Genomic DNA, 22759 nt, shown 5'->3' with positions numbered 1-22759 from the left:
TTCTAGAAAAACAAAGTTAAGCGTCCAAGAATAGAATGATGGCTACAGCGTGTAGTAATTGTTAAAATGTGTTAATAATTATCTATAGTCGTGTTCAAGACAATAAAATGAAATTAATATAGCATACAAAAACACTAAAATACTTGTTTTATAGGATTCTAAAATAGACCAACTTTGCATCAAAAATTACGAACACGTATAGCTCTAAATAGTATGAAAACATCCTACATCATATTAGCATTGGCAAGCCCTTTATTATTAACTGCATTGGTCTTGGCTTATCCGTTTTATCTCGTTTATAAGCTCATAGACGAGACGCCGAAAGGCACAAAACTCACCACCTAGACGTCACAATGTTGAAAGAGTAAAATTAAACGACTTTGGTAACTAAAACTGAAGCCCTATTTATTTTCCAGGAAAATCGGCTTTTCGTTTTTGTAAAAAGGCGGTTGTCCCTTCCTTAAAATCTTCGGTGCCAAAACATTTTCCGAATTGCTTGATTTCAGTTTTATAACCGTCAACGCCATCCTGATAGTTGGCATTAATCGCTTTAATAGCACCTTTAATCGCTACAGAAGAATTTCTCATAATCTTACTTGCAATTTTTTCGGCTAGAGGCATTAATCCTTCTTCGTCTGTAACGTGATTAACGAGACCGTATTCCAGCGCTTGATTGGCATCAATCATTCCGGCGGTCATTACCATTTCCATAGCACGACCTTTACCAACCAATTGTGGTAAACGCTGGGTACCTCCATAACCAGGAATCACTCCCAAAGAGACTTCTGGCAGCCCCATTTTTGCATTAAGACTTGCTAATCTAAAATGGCAAGCCATCGCCAATTCTAAGCCTCCGCCTAAAGCAAAACCATTAATTGCAGCAATAACAGGCGTTGATAAATTCTCGACAAAATCAAAGAGAAGCTCTTGACCTTTTGCCGCCAATTTACCGCCATTTTTTTCATCAAAATCTGCAAATTCGCTAATATCTGCACCTGCAACAAAGGCCTTTTTTCCACTACCAGTTATAATAATCACTTTGACGTCTTTATCGATATCTGCCGCATCAAAAGCCCCGTGCAGTTCCTTAATTGTTTCTTTGTTTAAGGCATTGAGCTTATTGGGCCTGTTAATCGTGATGGTGGTAATTCCGTTATTGGTTGTTGAAAGAATGTTAGTGTATGACATGTGTGTTTGTTTTTTATTTCTTCGGAAACGTGACGCTAAAAATAGTGCCTTTTCCTTGTTCTGATGTAAAGGTAATGTTTCCTTTATAAGTTTCTACAATGTTCTTGACCATGGCGAGACCGAGACCCATCCCGCTGGATTTTGTGGTAAACTTAGGTTCAAATACTTTGGCTTTATTCACTTCGGAAATGCCAATACCATTATCCTGTACTCTAATTTGAACCTGATCGTCAAGAGAGGTCACGCTCACATCAATACGTCCGTTCTCCTGATCGTCGGGAATGGCCTGAATGCCATTTTTTACTAAATTGGTCAGTACCCGGATCAATTGGGTACGATCAAAATTAGCTCGAATCTCTTCAGCATCAGAAGAAAATACAATATTATCTTCACTAAAAATATCCAATGCGAGTTTTACTGTAGAGACCACATTAAGGGTCTCATTTTGCTGCGCTGGCATTTTAGCGAAATTTGAAAATGCCGATGCTATAGAACTCATGGTATCAATTTGCTGTATGAGGGTTTGACTGTACTCATCTACCTTTTGGTGAATGTTGGCATCATTAGGATCAAATTTCCGCTGAAAACTCTGTACACTCAACCGCATAGGCGTCAAAGGATTTTTAATCTCATGCGCCACTTGCTTCGCCATTTCGCGCCAAGCTTGCTCTCGCTCACTTGTAGCCAATTTTACGGCACTTTCCTCTAACTCATCAATCATGCTATTGTAAGAGTTGACCAAGGTGGCTATTTCTTCACTAGAGGATGAGATGTCAATTTTTTTATTCTGTTTCTCAAGACGCGTTTCCTTGATTTTATCACTAATCGTTTTTAAGGTTCTCGTGATGTATTTAGATAGAAGAAAAGCTAAAACAATAGCAATGAGCAGCATCAATATATACGCATAACTCAAGCGTTTTAAGAACTCCATAAGTTCTCTATTTAGAAAATCATCATTCTCAAGATAAGGTAAATTTAAAATGGCCAAAGGTTTGAATTTGGCATCAGTAATGTAGGCATAAGACGATTGAAAGGTCTCACCATTTTTAGTGTTTTTTTGTACGTAATGGTGGTAGGCCGAATTTGAAATGGAATTTAAAATTTCCGTAGGAATGCATTTATGAATAGTGTCATTACTGATACTTGGCTTAGAAGAAATGAGCAGCGTGCCATCAAGGTCATAGAGGTTGATTTGTAAACTATGAATATCTGCAATGTTATAAATCTCGTCCTTAAAGATCAAGGGCACTTTTTCTGTAATAACAGGCCAAGTGGTCTTTTCTATAACATTGTCTATATGGCTAATAATGGCCGTCTCCTTACGCGCCAATCGGTCAATATGATAATCGCGTGCTTCCTCGTTATATTGGTATACCGTAACCCCAGCAATCAAAATAGAGGCAATGAGCACCAACAAAATCATGGCAAAGAAAATACGGACCCGAAGTGAAAGTTTTTTTAATTTCATGGATGTAACTCTACAATCAGCAAGGTAGCGCTGATAAAGATTTAAATATAGCAATAATCACTCCAAAAAAGAGTGTGCGCTGTTTAAACCGTGAACGTAATGATTATCTTTTAATGATCTAAGCTTCGGGATTTTTATCCCTAATACGCTTGTACATTTTAAACCCAAGCATGAGCAAGACGCCCAAGACTACAATACCAACAACACCAAACACCCAATTGATGGCGCTTTTTAAAATCACTAAAAACACTACGGCAAATAAAATAAACGTGGCACCTTCATTCCAAAGTCGCATAAAATTAGAGGTCTTTTTTACCTCGTCACGCTGCAGTTGCTTATAAAATTGATGGGTTTTCAACTGGTAAATGATCAGCAACACCACGAAGGTGAGCTTGACGTGCATCCAAGATTGTTGGAGCCAAAAAGGCTGTAATATCAATAACCAAATTGCAAAAATAGTGGCCAACACGGCAGACGGCCAAGTGATGATAAACCAGAGCCGTTTTGCCATTAGCTTTAATTGCTTTCCTAAAATTTCTTTATCTGGAGAAGGCTTGTGAAAAGCTTCTATTTGGTACACAAATAATCGGGGAATGTAGAACAAGCCGGCAAACCAGGTTACCACAAAAATGAGATGTAAGGATTTTATGTAGTTATAATAGTCCATCAAAAGTATTTAGGCATCGCGTTTTAATGTTCGGGTCATTTCCCAATATAAAAAGAAAGCCGTCACAATTGTTGAGAGCACATCTGCAATAGGAAATGAAATCCAAACGCCCATTTCGCCATAAAAATGTGGCAGTATAAAAATGAGCGGAATAAAGAAAAAGCCCTGCCTTGTCAAAGTTAATAATAATGCGGGTACTGCCTTACCAACCGCTTGAAAATAGGCAGCACCAATAAGTTGTATCGCTATAATGGGTGTTGCAGCAAATACCCAACGCATTGCAGGTGGGGTTTCTTTTATCACTTCGGCATCTTGGGTAAAGAGTCTTGTGATAGACTCTGGGAAAATCATAAGCATTACAAACACTAAGGTCGCCAAGCCAATCGCATATTTTAACGCGGTGTATACTGTTTCTCTAACCCGGTCATATTTGTAGGCTCCATAATTATAGCCCGCAATGGGGAGAAAACCCTGTGTAATCCCGTAAATAGGAAACAAGGCAAACATGAGCATTCTACCTACAATCGCATAAGAGGTCACTGAGGTTTCACCGCCCAGATCAAATAAAATATTGTTCATAAACAGATAAGTCACACTCACCACGGCCTGTCTGGCCAAAGTCACAAAACCAAGGGAACCTATTTCTGAAACAATAGGCAGGTTTAAACCAAAATGTGAAATGTCTATTTTTAATTCGGAATTTTTTGAAATAAAGAACCACAGAATAAATACAAAACACACCAAATAAGAACCCGTAGTTGCCCAGGCAGCGCCTTCCATCCCAAGGTCAAGAAAATTGATAAAAATATAGTCTAAAATCAAGTTCCCTACCGATGGAAACATCATGGCGTACATGGCAAATTTTGGTTTGCCTTCTGCCCTAATCACTGTATTTCCCATCATACAAAGCGCCAAAAAAGGCACGCCGTACAATACGATTTTATAGTAAATCTTTGCGGGCTCAAAAATAGCGCCCTTTCCACCAAAGGCTGGGATGATGTCATCTATAAACCATAAACCAAAAAAGACCATGGTTACGGTAAGCAAGAGGGTTAGGGTAATCTGGTTTCCGAAGGTTTTAAGGGCCTTTGCATCATTATCTGCACCCAACGCTCTGGATATGATAGAGGATCCACCAATACCAATACTCATCCCAAGTGCCGCAATAAAAAAGGATACCGGCAATACCACGTTAATGGCTGCAATCGCTGTGGCGCCAATCCAATTTCCGACGAAAATGGTATCTACCAAGATATTCAGGGACATGACCAAAATACCAATAGAGGCCGGTACAGCTTGCTTGATCAATAACTGACCAATAGACTTTGTTCCTAAATCCTTAGATGCATTGTTTGCCATTAAGTGTTTACGGTTTCAGCTGCCGCCCATTCATTAATCCATTTGCCAAGTAGTGCCACCCAGTCATCATTATCATTTAAACAAGGGATGGTGGTAAAGCCTTTTCCGCCCATTTCATGAAAGATCTCTTCACCTTCCATAGCAATTTCCTCTAAGGTTTCTAAACAGTCGCTTACAAATGCAGGAGTCACAATGGCCATGTTTTTAACGCCTTCTTTCCCTAAACGTTCGATAGTACGGTCGGTATAAGGCTGTAACCATGGGTCAAAGCCCAATCGGGATTGAAAGGATGTCGAAAAGGATCCTTCTTCCAGATTTAATTTTTCTCCTACCAATCGGGTCACCTCTTTGCATTGGTGCTTATAACAAAACTCGTGAGCTGGTGAAGGTGTTTTACAACAAAAACAGTCTACTTTATCACTGGGAGTACAGTGGGAATTTGTGATATCGCTCTTTCTAATATGCCGTTCGGGTACGCCGTGATATGAGAATAATAAGTGCTCATAATTTTTGCCTTCTAAATGTGTTTTTATGGAGTTGGCAAGTACATCAATATATTCTGGAACATTATAAAACGGAGGCAAGTTCGAAATGTTCATCTTTGGAAAATGCGCTTGTCTAACCTCTTCTGCCAGTACCAAAATGGTCTCGGTAGTGGCCATGGCAAACTGCGGATACAATGGAATCAAAAACACCTCATCAACGCCTTGGTCTGCCAATTCCTGAAGTCCTTTTTTAATGGTCATGCTGCCATAACGCATGGCTAAAGCTACGGGGAAATCGACCTCAGTTTTAAGTTTATCTTGTAAGCGTTCTGAAAGCACAATTAATGGAGAGCCTTCTTCCCACCAAATTTTTTGATAGGCCTTGGCCGACGCTTTTGGTCTTGTGTTAAGAACAATCCCTTTTACGAGCAAGGTTCTTGCCCATAACGGCACGTCAATAACACGCTCATCCATTAAAAACTCACCCAAATATTTTTTTACGTCTTTAGGGTTTGGGCTGTCTGGCGATCCTAAATTGACGAGTAAGACTCCTTTTTTTGTCAAAATGCTATAGTTTTTCTTTCAATAGATTGGTTCTTACGCTTAGGGGAATGATAGAATCCACCAATTTTTTCATGGCATCATCATTTCCTATAAATTTCCAGCCATCGTACTGTGGATCTTTTATGGCAAACATGTTTGCGTCCATATTGATGGTGAGCGACATGTTTTCTAAATCTGAAGTGACATTACCGGCTCCAAACTGACTGTCCATAGTGGTTTTCATAAAATCTAAAAATCCTTTTTGATCGGCTTCTGGCTTATTTTGCTCAGACACAAAAGTCATCTTCATTTTACTGTTGTAAAACACGATGGCATAGGTAAGTCCATCCACCTGTACACTATCGGTCACCCGATTGACGGTATTGGACAAAAACTCGATTTGCATGTCTGGAGAATTGAACATTTGTTGCATTCCCGCTTTCATGTCTTGGCGCGGCGCCAATTCAAACACTCTAGGATACATGTAATCTAAAATCCCGTCAAAATTTTGATCGGTGAGGTACTGGTAATAGGTTTGGGCGTTTTTGGTAATATCGGTTTTATAGGTTTGCGCTTGAGTGGTGATTGAAATGAAAAGGATAATCACCAATAGGGTAAGACGTTTCATAGCTTGATTTGTTTTTGCAAAAATACGATAGTAATCACAGATTATTTTTTAATTGATGATTTGATGGCTTATTTAAAGATTATTTAACTATCCCAACCCCATCAAATACTTTTTAGGCGTGGTACCATACTGTTTTTTAAAAGCGGCAATAAAATGGCTAGAGGTACTATAGCCAACTTTGAGGCCCACTTCATTAACATTGTGGTTGCCTGCTTCTAGTAATTTACGAGCGACTTCCATTTTGTAATCAAACAAAAAACTATAAACCGTATCGCCATAAATTTGTTTAAAGCCTTCTTTGAGCTTTTTTAAACTAAGCCCTATCATTTCAGAGAGTTCTTGTAAAGTTGGCGGTTCTGCCATTTTAGAGATGATGATGTCCTTGGCTTTTCTAATTTTAATCACGTTGGTCTCATCGGCCAAAAAAGGGCATTGCTCAATATCGGCATCTTCACTTCTATTAAAATAAAGACTCAATAACTCTAAGGCCTTGGCCTTAAAATAGAGCGATTTTATAGAAGCATTCATGGTGTAATGCATCATTTGATTAAGCACAATTGCCATAGAGGGCTGTACTTTCCCGTCCTTATAATATTTTTTGTCTTTATTATCCCCGCTTAAAAACGAAATGTAATCGGCCTCTTGAGAGAAAAGTCCGTGAAATTTCTTGATAGAAATTAAAACAGACACCAGTTGGGTTTCTGGCGCTGCTTCGAGGTAAATGGGTAAATCGCGCTGCGGATTATATAAGAGCAATGACTGGTCTGAGGTAATGGTCAATCGGTAATTGCCATTGTTAAAAATAAAGTCACTTGAGCCTTTCATACAGAAATGAAACTGGATGTAACTGCTGTCTATATCGCGCTCAACAATCTGATTACCATCTTGTTGGTTGTGGTAAGTCAATACATGAAAACCGTCATCAACATCGGTTTCAGCAAAAGAACTTCTAGCGTTATTTTCTACTTCGGAAAGCGGAAGAATATTTTCTTTCTTATTTAGATTCATTCTAAACTATAGTCTTATTAAGTCCTGTTATTACTGCAAAAATACGGATTTTATAAAAATACCCTTTAAAAAACCACTAACGATATTTAAAGTTCGTCTAGCGTTGTTTTTTATCGTTCATGCTATGTATTTTTGTGCCAATAAATTCTGGAGTAGATCCAAATCTATTATGCAACACTACAATATGTCGAGAGGCACTTCTTTTTACGCCATTGGTTTAAGCTATAAAAAAGCAGACGCCGAGATTCGTGGGCACTTCAGCCTTAACGAGTCGGCAAAATTAGGAGTGTTGGAGCAAGCTAAGTCCAGTGGGATTGAAAGTTTGATCATTACGTCTACCTGTAATAGAACAGAGATCTACGGTTTTGCAGAACATCCGTTTCAATTGATCCAATTACTTTGCGATAATACCAAGGGCACGGTTGAAGAATTTCAAAAAGTAGCCTATGTGTTTAAAAATACAGATGCCATTTCTCATATGTTTAGAGTGGGCTCTGGTTTAGACAGTCAAATTCTTGGCGACTTTGAAATCATTAGTCAGTTAAAAGTAAGTGCACGGCTTTCAAAAAAGCACGGCATGTTCAATCCGTTCTTAGAGCGGTTGGTCAACGCGGTCATTCAAGCTTCAAAACGCATTAAAACAGAAACCGATATTTCTACAGGAGCCACCTCGGTCTCCTTTGCTTCTGTTCAGTACATTTTAAACCATGTGCAGAACGTTTCAGAAAAAAATATTTTACTCTTTGGTACCGGAAAGATAGGGCGCAACACTTGTGAAAATTTAGTGAAGCATACTAAAAATGAGCACATCACACTCATTAACCGCACCAAGGACAAAGCAGATGCCGCAGCGGGCAAATTTAATGTTAGAGCCAAAGACTACGCGCATTTTCAAGACGAAGTGAATGCCTCTGATATTTTAGTAGTGGCCACGGGAGCGCAACAGCCAACCGTTTACAAGTCTTTGATACAAACCGAAAAACCCTTGCTCATCCTTGATCTTTCTATCCCTAAAAATGTGGATGAAAATGTTCAGGAATTATCAAATGTTACCTTAGTGCATTTAGATGATCTTGCTAAAATTACAGACGACACCTTAGAACGTAGAAAAGCGCACATTCCTTTTGCCGAAGCCATTATTGAAGATATTAAATTAGACTTTAATGCTTGGCTTGCTACCAGAAAATTTGCACCTACCATTAAGGCGTTAAAACATAAATTAACCGATTTTGCCATTGCAGAATTGGACACCCAACGTAAAAAGATGACTGATTTTAATGAGGCTCAAGCCGAATTGATTAGTAACAACATCATCCAAAAAATCACCAACCACTTTGCACACCACCTTAAAAGCGATGATGTGTCTACCGACGATAGCCTAGAGCTCATCAAAAAGGTATTTCAACTAGAAGCCACTACAAATAATGCATAATCCCATAAGAATTGGTACGCGAGACAGCGAACTTGCGCTGTATCAAGCAAAAACCGTACAACGTCTCATAGAAGATCTTGGTCATAAAACCGTTCTTGTTCCTTTAAAATCAACCGGAGACCTTGTGCTAGATAAGCCTATTTACGAATTGGGCATTACCGGCGTTTTTACAAAAACCTTAGATGTTGCCATGCTCAAAGGCGCTATTGACATTGCGGTTCATTCTTTAAAAGATGTCCCAACGTTACTGCCAAAAGGCATTGTACAAGCTGCGGTTATCAAGCGCGGTAATGTGCGCGACTGCATGGTTTTTAATGATAATGAGGAGTTTTTATCACAACGTGAGGCCACGATTGCTACTGGAAGTTTAAGACGACGAGCACAATGGCTCAACCGTTACCCAACCCATACCGTTGTTGATTTACGCGGAAATGTCAACACAAGATTACAAAAGCTGGAAGAGGGCGATTGGAACGGTGCCATTTTTGCTGCGGCTGGATTGGGACGTTTAGAAAAAAGACCTGAAAACAGCTTTAATATGGAGTGGATGGTTCCGGCTCCTGGACAAGGTGCTATTATGGTGACTGCTCCCGAAGAAGATACCGAGCTGAGAGCGATTTGTGCCGAGATCAACCACGAAGAGACTGAAATCTGTACTGGTATAGAACGTAAATTCCTCAATTTGTTAGAAGGCGGTTGTTCTGCTCCTATTGGGGCTTTGGCTTTTATTAAGGATGAGGAAATTCATTTTGAAGGCGTCCTGCTCAGTCTTGATGGCAGTAAGAAAATAGAAGTACAACGTACTTGGGTGCTTACCGCAAAAGATGATATTGCAGAGTTTTGTGCCAATTATATTATAGAACGTGGTGGCAATAGGTTAATGGATACGATGAAGGCCTCAACCAAGGCCGTTAATGTGTATTCTACCAAAACCTTAACAGATGCCCAAAAGCAACTGTTTCATGAGGATGTGGTTTCAGAAAGTTCAGATTTTATAAAAATAAGTCTTAATAGGATGACGCCAAAAGTACTGAAGCCAATGCCAAAAAACGTCATTATCACCAGCCAAAATGCTGTAGAGGCCTTGCTTACCAATTTTTCACCAGAAGAATTTCAGTTTGAAAACATTTACTGTGTAGGCCGCCGCACCAAGCGTATGGTCGAACGAAAAATAGGCAGCGTCAAGCATACCGAAAACAGTGCAAAAGCACTCGCCGATCACTTGGTAGAATATATTGAGGGCGTTGATGTCACTTATTTTTGTAGTGACATTCGATTAGATGAGTTGCCTGATATTTTAGCCGAAAACCAAATCAACGTGAACGAGGTGATTGCTTACGAAACCAAGTATGATGCCCATAAAATTTCCGACGATGTTAAAGGCGTAATGTTCTATAGCCCATCCACGGTTCAAAGTTTTAAGCAAGAAAACGTGGTCAATGATGATATGGTGGCCTTTTGTATTGGCGAAACCACTGCAAAAGAAGCTAGAAAACATTTTGAAGATGTACGAGTGGCCAAGATGCCATCTGTTGAAAGTGTCGTCAACTTAGTAAATGCCTATTTTAGCGCTTAGCCTAACATAGCTTTAGAATTTGCTCCCTTTCAATAGAAATATATAAGATTAATTTATTGCGCCAAGGACCTAAAACCAATGGCCAAAAGCGATAGCGTTCATGATTAAAAACGATCTTTTTTTAAGAGCCCTTAAGGGCGAAACCGTAGAACGGCCACCTGTTTGGATGATGCGTCAAGCTGGACGTTACTTGCCAGAATTTATGGAAATTAAGGCGAAATACGATTTCTTTACACGATGTCAAACTCCAGAATTGGCCAGCGAAATTACAGTACAGCCCATTAGACGCTTTGGTATGGATGCCGCCATTTTGTTTTGCGATATCTTGGTGATTCCACAAGCCATGAACATTGAGGTAGAAATGAAGCCTAACTTTGGGCCCTATCTTCCGCATCCTGTAAGAACACAAAAAGACGTTGATAATGTTATTGTGCCTGACGTTAAAGCGGAATTGAGCTATGTTTACGAGGCCATAAAAGCTACCAAAGAAAAACTCAATAATGAGATTCCACTCATTGGTTTTGCTGGATCACCATGGACCATTTTATGCTATTGCGTACAGGGACAAGGCAGTAAAAACTTTGATAAGGCCAAGCAGTTTTGCTTTACCAACCCAATTGCTGCGCACCAACTTCTTCAAAAAATAACAGATACCACGATTGCCTATTTAAAGGAAAAAGTAAAAGCAGGATGTGATGCTGTGCAAGTTTTCGATTCTTGGGGCGGTATGTTATCTCCTGTAGACTATCAAGAATTTTCTTGGCAGTACATCCATCAAATTATTGATGCCTTAAAAGATGAGACGTCCGTAATTGCGTTTGGAAAAGGCTGTTGGTTTGCTCTTGGCGAGATGGCAAAATCTGGAGCTTCGGCTTTGGGTGTAGACTGGACCTGTTCTGCCAGAAATGCACGTTACCTTACCGGTGGCAATATCACGCTACAAGGTAATTTTGACCCTACACGACTGTTCTCTCCGCCTTCAGAAATCAAGAAAATGGTGCATCAAATGATTACTGATTTTGGGAAAGATAAATACATTGTCAATCTTGGTCATGGCATATTGCCAAACATTCCTGTAGATCATGCAAAAGCCTTTATTGATGCGGTTAAATCTTACGAGAGTTAACAGTTCCGAAGTAAAGCATTAAGAAGAACTATAGTCGCGTAAAAAAAGTCTGCGTTTCGTAAAATAATTAATCAAACGTATATGAAAACTGCGTTTCAAGAACTGGCTAAAAAATATGCATTGCTCAAAAGAGGTTGGACACCACAACAAAATCTCTTTTACGGGTTTTTAACTTATATTTTTTTAGGAACGGTATTACTCTGTCTGCCTATTTTTCAAAAGGAAAGCGCTCCTATTTTAGATCATTTTTTTATTGCAACCTCAGCGGTTTCGACTACTGGTTTGGTTACAATTTCCATTTTTGATACCTATAATTTTTTTGGTCAGTTCATTATCATGATATTGATTCAGTTGGGCGGAATTGGTTATTTAACCTTTACCACCTTTATGATTCTATCGACAACGAGAAAACTAACCTCTTGGCACAAAAAAATTCTTTCTACAGAATTCACCCTTCCCAACACCATTAAAATTACCGACTTTCTAAGGTCTGTTATCCTTTTTACTCTATTTATGGAGTTGATTGGCGCCATTTTGTTTTTCATTGCTTTTAAAACAGAAGGTATGCCAACACTAGAGGGTGTTTGGTCCTCTGTGTTTCATAGTGTGAGTTCCTTTTGCACGGCTGGCTTTAGCTTGTTCAACAACAGTTTTATGGATTATGTCGATGATCATTTCATCAACTTTATCATATCAATGCTGGCCATTTGCGGCTCCTTGGGCTTTATTGTGATTACCGATTTTGGGCTATGGATCAAAAACAGGGCGCACAAACTTAGTTTTACAACAAAGATTATATTTTATGGGTTTCTAATGCTTTTAACATTTGGAACTGTGTTTTTCTATTTTCTAGAACCGTCGATTGCTGTGGCTCATGAAGATTCTCGTTTTTTATCAGCCTTTTTTCAAAGCATGACCGCCATGACAACAGTTGGGTTTAATACGGTTGATTTTGGACTTTTCAATCAAGCCATGATGCTGGTATGCATTTTCTTAATGTATGTTGGCGCATCTCCTTCTGGTACAGCTGGAGGTATTAAAATTACGACACTTACTGCCGTCTTTGCTATCATTAAAAGTAGGCTCAAAGGCAGCACGACCATTACTTTTTTAGGGAGACGCATTCCGTATGAACGTTTATACATTGCCACATCTGCCTTTATTTTTTACACCGTAATCATTGTTTTAGGAACATTTCTTATCACCCTTACCAACGATTTTAAGTTTGAGGATATACTTTTTGAAGTGGCCTCTGCATTGGGTACGGTGGGAGTTAGCACGGGCATTACAGGCAGTCTCAACGTCTGGGGTAAATTGGTTGTGATTCTCCTTATGTTTATTGGGCGTCTGGGCGTTTTAACTTTTGGGCTGGCTATCTGGTCTAAAACAATTAGGGAAGAAGATCGAGAAGTGCTACAAGCCGATATTGCAGTTTAATGTGCTGCTCCTAATCCCTATTTAGCGCTAACTTTTTCTTCTGAAATATGAAGCATAAGGTCCATTCGGCTTTCAGAAGGAAAATACCATAAACTGCTTTTTGTATCGAAATTTATTTCTAAATTGAAAATCAGTTTTTCAGTTTTAAAACTGAAGAAGATTTTTTTCATCGTTTCTACCGGCAGGTAATAGCGCTAAAGTCCGATATTTCAATTTCGATAGCATGCACCTATGATAAAAAACATCTTAAAAGGCATACAATCCTATTCTGGGGTGTTTCAACTCATGTCAAAACTAAGGTTATGGACCTACTTTTTAGTTCCTATGATCATCAGCTTTGTAACAGCTATAATTATTGGGGTCTCAGCTTACGGATGGTCTGATAATGTAGGACGGTTTATTGCTAAAGTCTGGATTTGGGATTGGGGCAAAACTACATTTACTTCGTTTTCTACAATCATAGGCGCGATCTTTATTTTGGCTATTGGTCTTATTTTATACAAGCACATTATCATGGCGCTGTCTGCTCCTTTTATGAGTCCGGTTTCAGAAAAAATAGAGGCGCATCTCTTGGGCAAGACTAGCACGTCCCATAGAAACACCTCATCGGCAGAACAGCTTTGGCGAGGCATCAGGTTGAACCTTAGAAATCTGGTGAAAGAGCTCTTGATCACCATCCCTATTTTACTGCTTAAGTTCATTCCTTTTGTCAATATCCTTTCAACAATTCTATTATTTCTAGTTCAAGCCTATTACGCTGGATTTGGTAATATGGACTATACCTTAGAGCGTCATTTTAAATATCGTGAAAGCTTGACATTTGTTCGCAAACACCGTGGCATTGCCATTGGTAACGGTGTGGTTTTTATGTTGTTTTTATTGATTCCCGTTATCGGTATCCTCATTGTACTTCCTTTAAGTGTTACTGCAGCGTCAATACAAACCGTCAATTTGCTGAAGGAAGAGCAACGTATGAATACTAGCGTCAACACTGTAAGCAAGACATTATGATTGCGCGTCTTGACGATTTTGAAATAAGTGCGCTACATGAAGGAGACGCCTGGAAGACTTGCGATTTTATGATTGCCAACGCCGACAGGTTTCAGCGTTATTTCCCAAAGACATTAGAACAGAACTTAAACCCAACGCTATCACAGCAATTTGTAGAGCGCAAAATGAAGGCTTATAAGGAGCAACGTGAATTTCTTTTTACCTTAAAACAGACCGAAACCCGACAACTTGCAGGACTCATCTATCTAAAGAATTTAGACTGGAACAAGAAACAAGGGGAGTTTGCCTATGGCATTGGGTATACGTTTACGGGACAAGGCCTAGCCTCTAGAACTATTAAAGCATTGAGTCAATTTGCTTTTGAAGATCTTGGCCTATACACCTTACACATCATAGTACATCACAGCAATTTAAGCAGTGTTAAAGTGGCCACTTCTAACGGTTTTAAATGGACAGCTACCTTGAAAGATGAGTTTCAACCAACTCACGGAGAGGCCTTGGATATGGAGTTGTATCTCAAGCATCATGGATCATCCTGTTGTTAATGTCATGTTCACCGTTTTATGCGGTAAGCAGGATCAAATTTTTATTTAGCTTTGAAATGAACGTGTATGCCGATTTCTTTATAATGAAACAGATCTATTGCAAACCTATCACTCTTGGAATCCTCTCTACACTCGTTTTGTTTAGCTGTAAACCCGAAACAAAAACAACAAATGAGGTCAAAAAATACTCTGAGACGACCTCATCTTATCAAATTTTAAAAGATCAGCCTAAAGACATCAGCACTCCAGAACACATGGTTTGGGTAAAAGGCAAAACTTTTGTTCAAGGTGCCAAATCAAGAGACCAAATGGCTATGTCTAGAGAAAAGCCTAGTCATAAGGTTTCCGTAGATGGTTTTTTTATAGACATTACCGAGGTTACCAATGCTCAGTTTCAAACCTTTGTTGATGCTACTCAATACATCACTGTGGCAGAACGACCAATTGATTGGGACGTTATGAAACTTGAACTGCCTGAGGGCACTGCAAAACCAGCAGATTCGCTGTTGCTACCTGGAAGTTTGATTTTTAATAAATATATCGACAAAGTAGCCACCATGAATAATTATGCCCAATGGTGGATTTGGAAAGTGGGTGCCAATTGGAAACACCCACACGGGCCAGACAGCTCTATAGCGGGCAAAGCAGACTACCCCGTGGTGCACATTGCTTATGAAGATGCGCTTGCGTACTGCAAATGGGCCAACAGACGTTTACCCACCGAGGCAGAATGGGAAGCCGCCGCTCAAGGCACATCAAGCGATGCTATTTTTACTTGGGGCAATGATGCAAAACGTTTAGATGAACATGCCAATACGTGGCAAGGTGAGTTTCCTGTAAAAAATATACCCGCCGATGGGTTTCAGTTTATCGCTCCTGTAAAATCATATCCCCCAAATACCATTGGTGTTTATAATATGTTAGGTAATGTTTGGGAAATAACATCAGATTTATTTAACGTCAATTATTATAAGGATCTTGACAATGTAACGCCTATTATCAATCCTAAAGGTCCCAATAAAGGCTACAATCCTGAGAATCCCTATCAGCAAGAACACGTTATTAAAGGAGGTTCTTTTTTATGCCATGCCTCTTATTGCGCCAGTTTTAGAATTTCTGCACGTATGGGTATGAGCCCTGACTCGGCTTCTGACCATACCGGTTTTAGAACGGTGGCGACTGTACAGATGTTGGAAACTAAATTGTAATACCGAATCCACTCAAAAAGCCTCTTAAGATTTAAGACTGTTTATTATCTTTTTTGATTTTATGGATTGCCCTTGTCCATTTGCTCGCAATGGCATCTGGTTTTGGGTAACCTGAGACTAAGGTTTCCCAAGGAATTAAAATTTCGAGATCATCAAGATGTTGTAGTTCTGGCACCCATTTTCTAATAAAATTCTGCGCCTTATACTTATTTGCTTGGTTTACTGGATTGGTGTACCAGATTTGATAAGCTTGCATATGCCAATTCATCCAATTTGAGGCCACATCATAGTCAATGAGCTTTGATTCAAAATAAGCGGCGCCCCAAGTCCAATCTATTTGATAATCATAAACCAAAAAACTGGAGCAATTGACGCGTCCGCGATTGCTCATATAGCCTGTTTCATTAAGTTGGCGCATGTGGGCATCAATAAAAGGGATTCCTGTGTTGCCCTCACACCATCTCTCAAAAAGTTTTGGATTATTAGTAAATTCCTTCTTTTTATTGGTATACCCATCAGTATGGTATACTTTATTTTGAAAACGCATGAGTTTAAATGTGAAGTAATCTCTCCAAACGATTTCAAAAATCATCCACCAAGTACTTTGATTTTTTTTGATGTGCTTTTCATAACGTTGAACCGCCTCATAGATGGTTCTCGGCGAAAGACAACCCAAGGCCATATAGGGTGAAAATTTGGAACTGTATTCCATTCCTAAAGATCGATTTCTAGTCCAACGATAATTAGTAAGTTGTTCCGTTTCAAACAAATAAAATTCCAGACGTTCTAGTGCTTTGGTCTCTCCTCCTTCAACGTAGGTTAATGCAAAATTTTTGTCATTCTTAAAACCTAATGTCTTTAACGTTGGGCACATGTTCCATACCTCAGCTTTAAGGTCTAGACAATTAATTTTTTTTGGTTTTGCAAATGTGGCTCTTACCGTCGTGTTTTTGGTAGTATTAATACGATAAGCTTTTGAAGTTAGCGGTATCTCCGAAATTGCGTATGGAATATCATCCATATGATAAAGCGTTCTGCCCCAAATTAAATGGAGATCACAAGTATGAGCTAAGGCAAGCCTTAAACCTGCGATGACAGCAAGTTCTTCTGTTGCAAATTCTTGTTCACAATAGATAGCGTCACAATGATATGTTTTTACTAATTGAGGCAGAATCTCTTCTGGAGCACCGGTAAGAATCATGAGATTTCCACCAATCTCAATTAAGTTCTTCTTTAAATCTAATATAGATTGCATCAAAAACTCCAGGCGAACTTGATCTGATTTTGGAAATCCTAAATTCAAATTTTTATAGGCCCTAGGATCGAAGATAAATACTGGCAAAATGGATTTATTAGAAGAAATGGCCTTTACCAGAGACTCGTTGTCGTGAAGCCTAAGATCATTTTTAAACCATAATATGACATTCGCTTCCATACATTAACTGCTTAATCCGTATTTGAAAAACATCTTTCGACCTTAAATTTTCTGAAACCATTAAAGAATTCAAATAAAAAATGGTTGTCAGATAGTGGCTTTATAAAGGTAGAGCATATTTAAGCATATTTGCCCTATTATAGGAATTGAGCACTCATTTCTAGGAAATGAAGCCGTCAAAATTTTAAGATAGAGACAAAAAGCTTGAATGGGAAAAAGGCTGTTATAGGCTTTATTGAACGCAAACCAAGGATTATATTATTCCAAGAAAAAGTGAAAACAAATAAAAGCCTATACGTTTATTATACTGGGATGCGTGATAAAGTTATCGCAAAAAAACGAGATTGGTGATGCTTAACAGCTATACAGCGAAGATGATTTGTTTTATAGATAAACAAAAAAAGCCCTACATCTCTGTAAGGCTTAATAGTTATTAGTGGTCCCACCTGGGCTCGAACCAGGGACCACCTGATTATGAGTCAGGTGCTCTAACCAACTGAGCTATAGGACCAATGTCTTTAATGCTTTAACTTTAAAAAAGTTTGCGGATTAAAAAACGGTGTGCAAATCTACTATTTATTTTAAAAGCGTACAACCCTTTTAAAATTTTTAAATGTCTTGACACAATTCAATCAAAACACCATTAGTGCTTTTAGGGTGCAAAAAGGCAACTAATTTTTGATCTGCTCCCTTTTTGGGAACTTTATGAATCAGCTCAAACCCCTCATTAGATAAACGTTTGAGCTCTGCCTCTATATCTTCAACGGCAAAAGCAATGTGATGTATGCCCTCACCTTTCTTTTCAATAAACTTCGCAATAGGGCTATCTGGATGGGTGGCTTGTAATAATTCAATCTTATTGGGGCCAGACTCAAAAAAAGCGGTCATGACGCTCTCACTTGCAACCTCTTCAATTTTATACTGTGGCTTTCCGAAGAGCTTTGTAAACAATGCATTTGATGCCTCCAAATCTTTAACGGCTATGCCAATATGCTCAATTTTATGTAAACTCATTACTGATGCTTTTAATTGCTTTCTAGCTGAAATATAGACAGCTCATTTCCGAAGTAAAATCCTTTTACGCCCTTAAAAATAAGATATTACTCAAATATCCGCTACTTTTGTATCTTAAATAATAAGAATGCTGTTTTTGCATTCTCATTGTGTGGTTTCAAGAACTGATCATGATTGCTGAAGCCACTAAAAGATTTTAACTATGGAAGAAACTCAAAGACAAAAAAAAATAGCTGGCATCCTGCAAAAGGATTTGGCAGACGTACTGCAAAAGGCTGCGACTGATGGCGGACTAAGAGGCGTCATCATATCGGTAAGCAAAGTCACAGTAACCACAGATCTTTCTGACGCTAAGGTTTATCTCAGCGTGTTTCCTAATAAGGAAGCTGCAGAACTCATCAAAGGGATTCGTTCTAACACCCCGTTAATTCGTCATGAATTGGCACAACGTACAAGACACCAATTGCGAAGAATGCCAAACTTAGAATTCTTTATAGATGATTCTCTCGAATATATTGAGCGTATTGAAAAATCTCTTAAGCGTGAAGACAATCCTATAAAAGACGCTGAGTTGTTAGAAAAAAGAAAGAAATCTTAATGCAGTTAAGAGGTCTCTATAGTATCAATCACGATTACAAAGGATCTTTAGCGATCTAGTTTAGGCATGAATGTATCGCTTTACATAGCCAAACGGTATCTTTTTTCAAAGAGCAGCAATAACGCCATCAACATCATGACGGTAATTGCAGCTTCGGGAACGGTGGTGGCCGCGGCAGCACTTTTTATTGTGCTTTCTGGTTTTGCCGGACTCAAATCATACAGTCTCGAATTTTCATCTTTTGTCGATCCCGATTTAAAGATCTTTCCTTCAGAAGGCAAATCCTTTATGATATCCCCACAGGATTCTGTCGCCTTAAGTAAATTAGGTGCCATTGAGGCCTACTCTAAAACCATAGAGGAGCGCGTGATTTTAGAATTTGATAACAAAAAACAAATTGTAAGCCTCAAAGGTGTTGACGCTAACTTTCTCAAAGTAACGGCCATCGATACCATGGTTTACTACGGCAGTTGGCTTGAGCAAAATGCCAGTCAAGTAGTTGCTGGAGGCGGCATCTCTAACAAGCTATCTTTTGGGGTACTTGATTTTACAAAAAGCTTAAACATCTATGTCCCCAAGCCCGGCAAAGGACAAATTACATCTGTACGCGGCGCTTTTAATACAATGACCGCTTATAATGTGGGCGTATTTGATATTAATGAGGATCTCAACAATGAGTATATTTTCTCTGATATTGATATGGCTAAATATTTGCTTAATTATGAAGATCATCAAGTTTCTGCCATAGAATTTAAACTGAAACCAGAAGCTGATGAAGCTGCGGTGAGCGAGCAATTACGCTCTGTTTTTGGAGATAAAATCACCATTAAAAATAGAAACCAATTGAATGATGCGCTATTTAAAATGCTCAATACCGAAAATTTAGCCGTCTATCTTATTTTTACGCTCGTCATTATCATCGCACTATTTAATGTTATTGGAGCCCTCATCATGATGATTTTAGACAAGAAAGCATCCCTAAATACGCTTTTCAACTTAGGAACTACCACAAAAGACATCAAACGCATCTTTTTTTTACAAGGCAGTTTGATGACCATGTTGGCTGGTGTGCTAGGACTTGTTTTAGGCTTTATAATCGTGTATGTACAGCAGCAATTTGCTCTGGTTATGATCACACCAGCATTGCCTTATCCTGTAGAGATTCAGGCCGTTAATTTCTTGATCGTAATTGCTACCATTTTTTCCTTCGGAATTTTAGCCTCAAAACTGGCTTCAACTCGTATTTCAAAACGTTTGGTGCAAAGTTAAACAGAAAAGATTGTAGCTGTTGGTATACTTGCTAAGATGCGATTAAGTAAATTGATACTCTGAAAACTTATCCAAAACCTCGTCAAAGGCTGCAAAAACATCTACAGAGTCATCGCTAGTTACCATCTTCATGCGGTATTCCTTAAAGTCTGGAATGCCCTTAAAATAATTGGTATAATGGCGTCGGGTTTCAAAAACACCTAGTTTTTCTCCTTTCCAATCAATTGCCATTTGCAGGTGTCTACGGGCGGCATCTACGCGTTCTGCCATAGAAACTGGTGCTAAGTGCTCTCCAGTTTGAAAAAAGTGTTTGACTTGCTTAAAAAACCAAGGGTTCCCAATAGTTGCCCTTCCTATCATGGCGCCATCCAATCCATAACTATCCCGCATGAGTGCCGCTTTTTCTGGGGTATCTACATCGCCATTTCCAAAAACAGGAATATGCATGCGCGGGTTGTTTTTTACTTCGGCAATCGGTCGCCAATCGGCTTCTCCTTTATACATCTGCGCTCTTGTACGACCATGAATTGAAATGGCCTTGCACCCTACATCTTGTAAACGTTCGGCAACCTCAACGATCTTAATGGAATCATGATCCCAACCCAGACGGGTTTTTACGGTAACGGGCAAATTGGTGCGTTTAACCATTTCCGCAGTTAAACTTTCCATAAGACAAATGTCTTTTAATATCCCAGCACCGGCGCCTTTACTTACCACTTTTTTTACAGGACAGCCAAAATTGATGTCTATGATATCTGGATTTGATTTCTCAACAATATCAATGGTTTGTAGCATGCTTTCCATATTGGCTCCAAAAATTTGAATGCCTACAGGCCGCTCTTTTTCGTAGATATCTAGTTTCATGACGCTTTTTGCCGCGTCACGAATAAGCCCCTCACTAGAAATAAATTCGGTATAGACCACATCTGCACCTTGCTCTTTGCATAAAGCGCGAAAAGGGGGATCGCTCACATCTTCCATAGGCGCTAAAAGCAGTGGAAAATCAGGAAGTTCTATGTTGTCTATTTTTACCAAAAGAAATTGTTTTTGGCAAAATTAGGGTTTTTTCAGTAAAGTTCGTTTTAGAAGTACGAAAGCTAAACACTAATTCATGTCATTTAGAAAACTTTCGAATTACCCAAATCCCATAACATCCTAAAAACAATTCTGCAAATGTTCCGAACACATAACCAAAAGTTGGTACCCCGTCCAACAACATGCTTAACATTCTGCCCAAAGCTAAACCTAACATAAAAATGATATTGGTGAGCAGTGCTGTTTTAAGATAGCTTGGTTTGAATATGCCTGAAATCCATAAAGCGGAGAAGCCTAAATACAGCCCCATAATGGCCTTGTAAAAATTTTGCTCATCAGTGGTTTCCAAAAACATATCAAAGCTTAATTGAGGCTGAAAACCGTAAACAAAAGCAACAGGAATAACAATCATCACAGAAATTACTAAATGAATCTTGGTAATGACCTCCTGTTTTGTTTTAAACATCTGCTATTTTTAAAACTTGATTTCGGCTTCCACCTCTTCACTGTTGCGCATCACGGTAACCTTGGTTTCATCTCCTTCTTCAAAAGTGGCTAAGGCGCACATATAGCTCATCATATCAATCACCAAACTGTCACCCAATTTGATCACCACATCTCCTTTTTGAAGTCCTGCCCTTTGCGCTGGCTTATCTTCACTTACACCATCAATACGCATCCCTTTACCATCATAAAGGTAATCTGGAATCACACCAAGACCCACTTTAAACCTTGGGACATCCTCGCTTTCATTTTTTGTTTTTCTAAAAGGCAATTTGCCATTATTGTCTAAATCTGTAATGATCTCAAAAATATAGTCAGATACCATCGCCATGCCCTCATAGTTCAACTTTTCAACATCATCACCTGGCTTATGGTAATCTTCATGCTGCCCCGTAAAAAAATGAAGTACAGGAATATCACTATTATAAAAAGACGTATGATCACTAGGACCAATACCAGACTCATTCTCTATAATCTGAAATTGAGAATTATTTGCCTTAACCACTTGTTTTAAAATTGGAGAAGTTCCTACGCCATAAACGGCTAAGGTATTGTTGTTTTTCAAGCGGCCCACCATGTCCATATTCAACATGTAATTGGCTTGAGATAAATCGATACTGGCATTTTTAGTAAAAAAATTAGAACCTAATAAGCCCATTTCCTCTCCTGAAAATGCCATAAAGAGATAATTGTTTCCTGTGTTTTTGGATTTTAATTTTTCAGCTAAATTCAAAAGCACGGCTACGCCACTGGCATTATCATCGGCACCGTTGTGAATTTCTTTTGTATCGCCTCTGTACAAAGAGCCTTCGGCACCATAACCTAAATGGTCATAATGCGCCCCGATGATGATGGTATGAGCAGCATTATTGTCTAAAAAACCGATAACGTTGGTCCCTGTAATGGTACTGTCGCCATTCTTTATGTTGTAATTGACTTCCTGATGTGGATCTGTTTTTGGTGTGAATGAAAACGATTGAAAATAACCATCAGTTCCTTTAGCGGTCAAACCCAAATCTTTAAAACGTTTGGCGATGTACTTTGCAGCAGCTATTTCGCCATCGGTACCGGTTTGTCGCCCCTCTAATTTATCATCTGCCAAGAAGGCCACGTCTTCGTTAATTGTTACAGATTTGTTCTCATCTTTAAAATTGTTTTGACAACCCATTAAAACCATCAAAAAAAGGCAAACTATGGTGTATTTCATCTTCTTATCTCTTAAT

Annotated in this window: 22 protein-coding genes and 1 tRNA gene; 10 read left to right on the top strand and 13 right to left on the bottom strand. The window is 38.9% G+C overall.

The window, feature by feature from the left end:
- The first annotated feature begins 213 nt into the window (after positions 1-213).
- Positions 214-345, top strand: coding sequence for a hypothetical protein (locus P176_RS20765; RefSeq protein ID WP_255327188.1), 132 nt, complete (start codon positions 214-216; stop codon positions 343-345).
- 60 nt (positions 346-405) lie between these two features.
- On the opposite strand, the gene P176_RS0109205 is transcribed toward P176_RS20765, so the two are convergent.
- From P176_RS0109205 to P176_RS0109175, 7 genes are all read right to left on the bottom strand, one after another.
- Complete coding sequence (locus tag P176_RS0109205; protein WP_026754436.1) at positions 406-1188, bottom strand: enoyl-CoA hydratase/isomerase family protein; 783 nt, start codon at positions 1186-1188, stop codon at positions 406-408.
- A gap of 13 nt (positions 1189-1201) precedes the next feature.
- Positions 1202-2656: an ATP-binding protein gene (locus P176_RS0109200; RefSeq protein ID WP_026754435.1), complete on the bottom strand. Its 1455-nt coding sequence runs from the start codon at positions 2654-2656 to the stop codon at positions 1202-1204.
- Between the two features lie 118 nt (positions 2657-2774).
- Positions 2775-3323 carry a CopD family protein gene (locus P176_RS0109195; protein ID WP_026754434.1) on the bottom strand — a complete coding sequence of 183 codons (549 nt, stop codon included), beginning with the start codon at positions 3321-3323 and terminating at the stop codon, positions 2775-2777.
- A 9-nt stretch (positions 3324-3332) separates the two neighbouring features.
- Positions 3333-4682: an MATE family efflux transporter gene (locus P176_RS0109190; protein WP_026754433.1), complete on the bottom strand. Its 1350-nt coding sequence runs from the start codon at positions 4680-4682 to the stop codon at positions 3333-3335.
- Positions 4682-5731, bottom strand: coding sequence for a ferrochelatase (hemH, locus tag P176_RS0109185; protein ID WP_037348865.1), 1050 nt, complete (start codon positions 5729-5731; stop codon positions 4682-4684). The genes P176_RS0109190 and hemH overlap by 1 nt, the downstream gene beginning before the upstream one ends.
- A 4-nt stretch (positions 5732-5735) precedes the next feature.
- On the bottom strand, positions 5736-6338 hold the full coding sequence (locus P176_RS0109180) for a hypothetical protein (protein WP_026754431.1): 603 nt from the start codon (positions 6336-6338) through the stop codon (positions 5736-5738).
- Positions 6339-6425: 87 nt separating this feature from the next.
- Complete coding sequence (locus tag P176_RS0109175; RefSeq protein ID WP_037348863.1) at positions 6426-7346, bottom strand: helix-turn-helix transcriptional regulator; 921 nt, start codon at positions 7344-7346, stop codon at positions 6426-6428.
- Positions 7347-7515: 169 nt separating this feature from the next.
- Between P176_RS0109175 and hemA the strand changes: the two genes are divergently transcribed.
- The 7 genes from hemA (at position 7516) to P176_RS0109135 (ending at position 15681) form a co-directional block, all read left to right on the top strand.
- Positions 7516-8778, top strand: a complete 1263-nt coding sequence (hemA, locus tag P176_RS0109170) for a glutamyl-tRNA reductase (protein WP_026754429.1) — start codon at positions 7516-7518, stop codon at positions 8776-8778.
- Entirely contained in the window at positions 8771-10354 is a 1584-nt protein-coding gene (hemC, locus tag P176_RS0109165; RefSeq protein WP_026754428.1) for a hydroxymethylbilane synthase, read from the top strand. Before hemA ends, hemC begins: the two co-directional genes overlap by 8 nt.
- Positions 10355-10454: 100 nt before the next feature.
- Positions 10455-11480, top strand: a complete 1026-nt coding sequence (hemE, locus tag P176_RS0109160; RefSeq protein WP_026754427.1) for a uroporphyrinogen decarboxylase — start codon at positions 10455-10457, stop codon at positions 11478-11480.
- An 81-nt stretch (positions 11481-11561) separates the two neighbouring features.
- Positions 11562-12917 carry a TrkH family potassium uptake protein gene (locus P176_RS0109155; RefSeq protein ID WP_037348860.1) on the top strand — a complete coding sequence of 452 codons (1356 nt, stop codon included), beginning with the start codon at positions 11562-11564 and terminating at the stop codon, positions 12915-12917.
- 231 nt (positions 12918-13148) lie between these two features.
- The gene (locus P176_RS0109145) at positions 13149-13928 is read left to right on the top strand and encodes an EI24 domain-containing protein (protein WP_026754425.1); all 780 of its coding nucleotides are present in this window, start codon (positions 13149-13151) and stop codon (positions 13926-13928) included.
- A complete protein-coding gene (locus P176_RS0109140; protein WP_026754424.1) occupies positions 13925-14473 on the top strand; it encodes a GNAT family N-acetyltransferase in 549 nt (182 codons plus the stop codon). The genes P176_RS0109145 and P176_RS0109140 overlap by 4 nt, the downstream gene beginning before the upstream one ends.
- A gap of 83 nt (positions 14474-14556) precedes the next feature.
- Positions 14557-15681, top strand: coding sequence for a formylglycine-generating enzyme family protein (locus P176_RS0109135; protein WP_026754423.1), 1125 nt, complete (start codon positions 14557-14559; stop codon positions 15679-15681).
- Between the two features lie 31 nt (positions 15682-15712).
- Here P176_RS0109135 and P176_RS0109130 read toward each other — a convergent pair whose 3' ends face one another.
- The 3 genes from P176_RS0109130 to mce all read right to left on the bottom strand — a co-directional run bounded on the left by P176_RS0109130 (position 15713) and on the right by mce (position 18130).
- Complete coding sequence (locus P176_RS0109130) at positions 15713-17116, bottom strand: DASH family cryptochrome (RefSeq protein WP_026754422.1); 1404 nt, start codon at positions 17114-17116, stop codon at positions 15713-15715.
- Between the two features lie 437 nt (positions 17117-17553).
- Positions 17554-17627, bottom strand: a tRNA-Ile gene (locus P176_RS0109120).
- 98 nt (positions 17628-17725) lie between these two features.
- Positions 17726-18130, bottom strand: coding sequence for a methylmalonyl-CoA epimerase (gene mce / locus P176_RS0109115; protein WP_026754421.1), 405 nt, complete (start codon positions 18128-18130; stop codon positions 17726-17728).
- A 202-nt stretch (positions 18131-18332) separates the two neighbouring features.
- Here mce and rbfA point away from each other — a divergent pair, with 202 nt between their 5' ends.
- Both rbfA and P176_RS0109105 read left to right on the top strand, forming a co-directional pair.
- Positions 18333-18728 carry a 30S ribosome-binding factor RbfA gene (gene rbfA, locus P176_RS0109110; protein WP_026754420.1) on the top strand — a complete coding sequence of 132 codons (396 nt, stop codon included), beginning with the start codon at positions 18333-18335 and terminating at the stop codon, positions 18726-18728.
- Between the two features lie 66 nt (positions 18729-18794).
- On the top strand, positions 18795-19997 hold the full coding sequence (locus tag P176_RS0109105) for an FtsX-like permease family protein (protein ID WP_026754419.1): 1203 nt from the start codon (positions 18795-18797) through the stop codon (positions 19995-19997).
- Positions 19998-20039: 42 nt separating this feature from the next.
- On the opposite strand, the gene dusB is transcribed toward P176_RS0109105, so the two are convergent.
- The 3 genes from dusB to P176_RS0109090 form a co-directional block, all read right to left on the bottom strand.
- The gene (gene dusB, locus P176_RS0109100; protein WP_026754418.1) at positions 20040-21032 is read right to left on the bottom strand and encodes a tRNA dihydrouridine synthase DusB; all 993 of its coding nucleotides are present in this window, start codon (positions 21030-21032) and stop codon (positions 20040-20042) included.
- Positions 21033-21111: 79 nt separating this feature from the next.
- Positions 21112-21498, bottom strand: a complete 387-nt coding sequence (locus P176_RS0109095) for a DUF4345 domain-containing protein (protein ID WP_026754417.1) — start codon at positions 21496-21498, stop codon at positions 21112-21114.
- 9 nt (positions 21499-21507) lie between these two features.
- Entirely contained in the window at positions 21508-22743 is a 1236-nt protein-coding gene (locus tag P176_RS0109090; protein ID WP_026754416.1) for a M28 family peptidase, read from the bottom strand.
- Positions 22744-22759: the final 16 nt, after the last annotated feature.

Source organism: Sediminibacter sp. Hel_I_10, assembly GCF_000688335.1.
In the GTDB taxonomy this organism is placed as follows: domain Bacteria; phylum Bacteroidota; class Bacteroidia; order Flavobacteriales; family Flavobacteriaceae; genus Psychroserpens.
The sequence above is the reverse complement of the archived record's forward strand: the minus strand, read 5'-3'. Positions and strand labels throughout refer to the sequence as shown.

Coding starts and splice junctions, on each gene's coding strand:
- P176_RS20765 (WP_255327188.1), top strand. CDS start 214: ATGAAAACATCCTACATCATATTAGCATTGGCAAGCCCTTTATTATTA.
- P176_RS0109205 (WP_026754436.1), bottom strand. CDS start 1,188: ATGTCATACACTAACATTCTTTCAACAACCAATAACGGAATTACCACC.
- P176_RS0109200 (WP_026754435.1), bottom strand. CDS start 2,656: ATGAAATTAAAAAAACTTTCACTTCGGGTCCGTATTTTCTTTGCCATG.
- P176_RS0109195 (WP_026754434.1), bottom strand. CDS start 3,323: ATGGACTATTATAACTACATAAAATCCTTACATCTCATTTTTGTGGTA.
- P176_RS0109190 (WP_026754433.1), bottom strand. CDS start 4,682: ATGGCAAACAATGCATCTAAGGATTTAGGAACAAAGTCTATTGGTCAG.
- P176_RS0109180 (WP_026754431.1), bottom strand. CDS start 6,338: ATGAAACGTCTTACCCTATTGGTGATTATCCTTTTCATTTCAATCACC.
- P176_RS0109175 (WP_037348863.1), bottom strand. CDS start 7,346: ATGAATCTAAATAAGAAAGAAAATATTCTTCCGCTTTCCGAAGTAGAA.
- hemA (WP_026754429.1), top strand. CDS start 7,516: ATGCAACACTACAATATGTCGAGAGGCACTTCTTTTTACGCCATTGGT.
- hemC (WP_026754428.1), top strand. CDS start 8,771: ATGCATAATCCCATAAGAATTGGTACGCGAGACAGCGAACTTGCGCTG.
- hemE (WP_026754427.1), top strand. CDS start 10,455: ATGATTAAAAACGATCTTTTTTTAAGAGCCCTTAAGGGCGAAACCGTA.
- P176_RS0109155 (WP_037348860.1), top strand. CDS start 11,562: ATGAAAACTGCGTTTCAAGAACTGGCTAAAAAATATGCATTGCTCAAA.
- P176_RS0109145 (WP_026754425.1), top strand. CDS start 13,149: ATGATAAAAAACATCTTAAAAGGCATACAATCCTATTCTGGGGTGTTT.
- P176_RS0109140 (WP_026754424.1), top strand. CDS start 13,925: ATGATTGCGCGTCTTGACGATTTTGAAATAAGTGCGCTACATGAAGGA.
- P176_RS0109135 (WP_026754423.1), top strand. CDS start 14,557: ATGAAACAGATCTATTGCAAACCTATCACTCTTGGAATCCTCTCTACA.
- P176_RS0109130 (WP_026754422.1), bottom strand. CDS start 17,116: ATGGAAGCGAATGTCATATTATGGTTTAAAAATGATCTTAGGCTTCAC.
- mce (WP_026754421.1), bottom strand. CDS start 18,130: ATGAGTTTACATAAAATTGAGCATATTGGCATAGCCGTTAAAGATTTG.
- rbfA (WP_026754420.1), top strand. CDS start 18,333: ATGGAAGAAACTCAAAGACAAAAAAAAATAGCTGGCATCCTGCAAAAG.
- P176_RS0109105 (WP_026754419.1), top strand. CDS start 18,795: ATGAATGTATCGCTTTACATAGCCAAACGGTATCTTTTTTCAAAGAGC.
- P176_RS0109095 (WP_026754417.1), bottom strand. CDS start 21,498: ATGTTTAAAACAAAACAGGAGGTCATTACCAAGATTCATTTAGTAATT.
- P176_RS0109090 (WP_026754416.1), bottom strand. CDS start 22,743: ATGAAATACACCATAGTTTGCCTTTTTTTGATGGTTTTAATGGGTTGT.